The sequence below is a fragment of the Arthrobacter sp. CAN_A6 genome, from assembly GCF_015751715.1.
Taxonomy (GTDB): Bacteria; Actinomycetota; Actinomycetes; order Actinomycetales; family Micrococcaceae; genus Arthrobacter_D.
In genome coordinates this window covers 1-4,275 of the sequence record NZ_JADOUV010000035.1, presented here as the reverse complement: position 1 = coordinate 4,275, position 4,275 = coordinate 1, and the positions used below count along the sequence as shown (strand labels likewise).

Below are 4,275 nucleotides of genomic sequence, written 5' to 3'. Positions count from 1 at the left end.
CAGCAAGGCCCGCAGCTCCGCCACGCCCACTCCCGCCGCGCCCATCCGCAACCCTACGAACGCCGGTCACCCATCAACATCGGTGGATCGAGGCTTACGCCGACACCACGGCCGCAGCCCCGGCGCCGGCCCCCGTCACCGCAGCTCCAGCCGCAGCAGCGGGCACCCACACCGTCGTCGCCGGCGACACCTTGGGTGCTATCTCTGCTCGTTATGGCGTGGCACTGAATACGGTGCTGGCGCAGAACAACCTGTCCTACGCATCCGTGATCTACCCGGGACAGCAAATCAAAGTCTCCGGTAGCGCCTCCGGTAGCGCTTCCGGTAGTGCCTTCGTCGCCGCTCCCGCAGCAGTGAGCCCCGCAGTGGTCCCTGCAGCAGCACCGGCAACCCAGGTGTCTTTCACCGTTCCCGCCCCGGCAGTTGCACCTGTGCAGGCACAGTCTGGTGTTTTCTTCGCCTCCAGCACCATCACCCCCGTAGCCACCTCGGCCCCCGCTGCCAGCGGCGTCAATGCGGCAATCCTCGCCTCGGCTTACGCCCAGCTCGGTGCCATTCAGGACTGCACTGTTTTGGGTGAGCAGGCGCTGAAGGCCGCTGGTATCAGCGGAGTCGGTGATGAATCCCCGGCCGGTCTGATGGAATTCGCCACCCCGGTCTCGAACCCCCAGCCGGGCGACTTCATCTACTATGTCGACGGTGGCGCCGGTGTTCCGCACAACGCCATTTACATCGGAGACGGCAAGGCAATCCACAGCGGCTTCAACGGCAATCAGACTGTTATCAACAGCGCTGACATTGGATCAGGGCCTTCCTACTACCGAGTCAACGGCTAACCCGCCGTAAGCTGTAAGCGGCAGGCGTCCTGAACGGTGGGCGCCTGCCGCTTTTTTCTGCCCAAAACCAGGAGAAAATCCCTGAACGCAGTATTTGTTAGTGCCAATCCGTGGACATCGATGTCAGGCAGTCCACAATGACGCCCACCAGGGACCGGGCAGCGCGGTCGAGGGCAGGGACGCCGCCGCGTTCACCGCGTGCAGGCAATGCAGTGCCAGCTCACGGACGGCCACATCAGACCGCATCGACTCCCCATGGGAGCCCGCCTGTCCTGTGGCTTCCCGGATCACCTTCGCAGGAAAGTCTTGAAGGTGCTCCTGCGGAAGAACCGATGGCACCTACCCGACCCGGGGTGGGTGCCACATCCGTATCCGGTGGCAACCATCACCAGTCAGCCACAGCCAGCCGCTACCGCCACTACCGGTGCGGCTGGCCCACAAGGCAATCCCTGACCGCGGCAGCGTCTATTGGATTCGCAGTTTTAGGTGACTAGTTTTGCGTAGACGACGTAGTTGTCGTCGAATTCGCCGGTGTCCGGGTCGTAGCCGTCGCAGGTGATCAGGCGTAGTTCGGATCCTTCGGTGTTGCCGTAGACCGTTTGGGTTGGAAACTGGTCTTTGGGGTACTGCTCGCCGCGGTCGAAGACGAACGTTGCTGTGGTGCCGTCTTCGCGGGTGACGTCGATAGTGTCGCCGGCTTTGAGGCTGCGCAGGTCGGCGAAGACGCCTGGGCCTGCGTCGGTGGCGTTGACGTGGCCGAGCAGGACAGCTGGTCCGCGTTCCCCTGGTGTGGGGGAGTCGTTGTACCAGCTCGCGGGTGCGCCGGGTCCATCGGGGGGAACCTCGAGGGAGCCGTTGTCGCGCAGCCCGAGGCTGAGCAGCTCTGATCCGGCGCCGATTGCGGGGATACTGAAGGAAACCGGGGCTGACTCGGGCAGGACCGGCAACTGGGTCGGAGTGGGGGCTGCGGCAACGGGAGTTGCAGGGGCGGGCGGTGCAGTTGTCTGTGCGGGAGCTGGGACCGCGGGCGTGGAGGAAACCGTGGGAGGCGCCGCCGTTGTCTGGCTTTGGGGCGGGGCTTCTGTTGCGCAGCCTGTGAGGATGAGGGCGGCAACTGCTGCTGAGGCGAAGTACCCTCCGCGATGTCCGCTTGATGATCTAAGCATGGTGGGCTTCATCCAATCAGTTCGCGGGGCTTGGAGGATTGTTCCTTGGCGTTGCTGCTGCTGGCCCCAACCAACGTGCTTGATTATTCTTCGAAACAGCCGTCCTTCTGGATGGGTTCCTCGGGAACCGACGGGCCAGCAAGCCTGCTGGGCGGCATCATCGCCGCGACGCTGCGTAACGAACCAATCAGTGATGTTCGCACGCACTGAAGGTGACGGTCGAAGCGATCCCTGAATCCTCCGACTACGAATGAAATGCATGAGCCTGATACGCGGTAGCGAGGCCAGTGGCGTCGATTCGGTGGCGATGGCTTTATCGCGTCGTCGTGCAGACCAGGCACTCTCCGAGCTTGAACGGTCGTGGATCAATCCTCACCCTGACGCGGTAGTTTCTGCTGCACGGCGCTACTTGGCCGCTGCCGAGAGCTGGGCCGATTCCCGTCGTGAGGGCGCCTGAGAAGAAGGTGGAGTGCTCGTGGCGAGCCGTTAAGTGGGCGACCGAAGACGGTGGGCGTTAAAAAGACGACCGCCGCAGAGGCTGGAAGCTTCTGCGGCGGTCGTCTTTGGTCAGCTGATCGTTGGAGGAATCAGTTTCGATCAGTTCGTCGTGCTGTTAGGTGCTGTTAGGTGCTGTTATGCGTTGGTGTTGCTGCGGCGGACCATGAAGGTTCCGCCGGCTGCTGCTGCCAGGACCAGTCCGCCACCGAGGGCGAGGATGGCGGTGTTGGAACCGGTTTCCTGGGCGACGCCGGTGTCGGCGCCGCCTGCTGGCATGTCGCCCATCTGTGAGGCTACGAGGGTTCCACACAGTGCCGGTGAGGTGGCGCCGAGGGGAAGTGAGGGCTCCAGGTCGCTAGGGGAGTTGAAGGCCTCTTCGGTGCCGGTGGCCGTGGCGGGGTCCAGGCCGTGGACGACGACGACGGCGGTGCCGGCTTCGAGGGAGGCCTTGGTCTCAGCGTTGAGGTCGATCTCACGGTCGATGGTGTAGCTGCCACCCTGGCCGCCGAGGGCGAGGTTCAGGCCCTCGGCCGGGGTCGTTGCACCGGAGGTGGTCAGTGTGGTCTGGATTCCACCGTAGGAGGGCGCACCGTCGGTGGTGTTGAGGATTCCGTCGCCGTTGGCGTCATCAGCGGTGGTGGGGCATTCGCCCAGGGCTCCGCCGTGGATGTGCTGGACGTGGGGGTATGGTGCGTCCATGAAGGTCTCGGCGAGACCGGAGACCTGCAGGTTGACCTTGGCCTTGTCGCCGGTGACATCAACGGTGATCGTGCCGGAACCGGTGGTGCCGTTGAGCTGGCCCAGGGTCGAGGAGTAGGACTCATCCGCTGCCATGGCTGGCGAGGATGCCATGGCCAGGGCGCCGAGGGCGAGGGTGGGAACTGCAAGGAAGCGCATTGCCTTATTCATGATGATGATTCCTTCACTGTGCGGTAAGCGCATGCCCCAATGGACACGCTCAAATAGTGATTCGGAGCACTCCACGGTACGGATGGGTTTCCCCCCACCATCACCCCGGAACTCCAGCACCCGTGATTGTGCGGTGCCTGTCCTCACTGTAGGAGGAAACCGCCCTAACTAGATAGCTTTTTTATGTAACGGGTGATACACGTGAGACTGGTGGGTAGGATGAAACGGCTACTCGTTTCCCTGCGGACTATCCAGTGGTGGGGTGGGGATGAACGCTTCGGGAGTCGGGTCAGGCATGTTCGATGTTGTTGTCCACCGGGTAACCCAACCCAGGACGTTGGTCCGGCAAATCAGATAGCGAACGCCAAATTAGCCGAATGACGAATGAGCCGAATTGTCGGTGCAGGAGCGGCCGGGTAACACGCTGTTCGAGGGAGGTCCGGGTATGACAATTTCCGAAACCGGTCATGAGGTCAGTCTCCTGCTGACCGCTGCAAAGATGCATATAGTGAGTGACCTTGAAGCGCTCCGTCACCGCTGTGTGCGGCAACTTCTCGATGCCCGCCGAGCGTGTGAAGAGGTTAACGACCTGCATGCCAATGAGGGATCCAGACAGGTCGATAGGGTGCACTCCGATCAGGAACACGCCCAATGGTTGCTGTGCGCGGCGGTTCGGGACCTCGAGGAGATTGATGCCCTCCTGCATCAGAAGCGGCAGGAAAAAGATAGCGGTCTTGATCTCAGGTAAAGCTCAGATTCTGGGCGTAGTGTCTTAGCCTCGATCCACCGATGGGGTGTGAGGTGCGGGCGGCGCGTTAAACGGAGAATGCCTGTCTAGTCAGGGAAAATAGAGCTTGTCGAAGGTC

General features: G+C 62.4%; 6 protein-coding genes. 2 read left to right on the top strand and 4 right to left on the bottom strand.

Features of this window, described 5'->3' with window-relative positions:
* Positions 1-836: LysM peptidoglycan-binding domain-containing protein (locus tag IWX75_RS17385; protein WP_196823512.1), on the top strand; the 836-nt coding region annotated here is incomplete at its 5' end.
* A 123-nt stretch (positions 837-959) separates the two neighbouring features.
* Here the strand turns inward: IWX75_RS17385 and IWX75_RS17830 are convergent.
* Both IWX75_RS17830 and IWX75_RS17380 read right to left on the bottom strand, forming a co-directional pair.
* The gene (locus tag IWX75_RS17830) at positions 960-1,082 is read right to left on the bottom strand and encodes a hypothetical protein (protein ID WP_334684458.1); all 123 of its coding nucleotides are present in this window, start codon (positions 1,080-1,082) and stop codon (positions 960-962) included.
* Positions 1,083-1,318: 236 nt separating this feature from the next.
* On the bottom strand, positions 1,319-2,002 hold the full coding sequence (locus IWX75_RS17380; RefSeq protein ID WP_196823511.1) for a class F sortase: 684 nt from the start codon (positions 2,000-2,002) through the stop codon (positions 1,319-1,321).
* A 45-nt stretch (positions 2,003-2,047) separates the two neighbouring features.
* Between IWX75_RS17380 and IWX75_RS17375 the strand changes: the two genes are divergently transcribed.
* Positions 2,048-2,212 (top strand): hypothetical protein, encoded by a 165-nt coding sequence (locus tag IWX75_RS17375; RefSeq protein ID WP_196823510.1) that lies wholly within the window; start codon positions 2,048-2,050, stop codon positions 2,210-2,212.
* A gap of 423 nt (positions 2,213-2,635) precedes the next feature.
* Here the strand turns inward: IWX75_RS17375 and IWX75_RS17370 are convergent, their stop codons facing one another.
* Together IWX75_RS17370 and IWX75_RS17365 are read right to left on the bottom strand one after the other, a co-directional pair.
* A complete protein-coding gene (locus IWX75_RS17370) occupies positions 2,636-3,409 on the bottom strand; it encodes a CHRD domain-containing protein (protein WP_196823509.1) in 774 nt (257 codons plus the stop codon).
* Positions 3,410-3,698: 289 nt separating this feature from the next.
* Positions 3,699-4,115, bottom strand: a complete 417-nt coding sequence (locus tag IWX75_RS17365; RefSeq protein ID WP_196823508.1) for a hypothetical protein — start codon at positions 4,113-4,115, stop codon at positions 3,699-3,701.
* Between the last annotated feature and the right edge of the window lie 160 nt (positions 4,116-4,275).

Excerpts from the sequence above, each read along its gene's own strand:
- IWX75_RS17380 (WP_196823511.1), bottom strand. The coding sequence starts at position 2,002 with ATGCTTAGATCATCAAGCGGACATCGCGGAGGGTACTTCGCCTCAGCA.
- IWX75_RS17365 (WP_196823508.1), bottom strand. The coding sequence starts at position 4,115 with ATGCAGGAGGGCATCAATCTCCTCGAGGTCCCGAACCGCCGCGCACAG.
- IWX75_RS17370 (WP_196823509.1), bottom strand. The coding sequence starts at position 3,409 with ATGAATAAGGCAATGCGCTTCCTTGCAGTTCCCACCCTCGCCCTCGGC.
- IWX75_RS17830 (WP_334684458.1), bottom strand. The coding sequence starts at position 1,082 with ATGCGGTCTGATGTGGCCGTCCGTGAGCTGGCACTGCATTGCCTGCAC.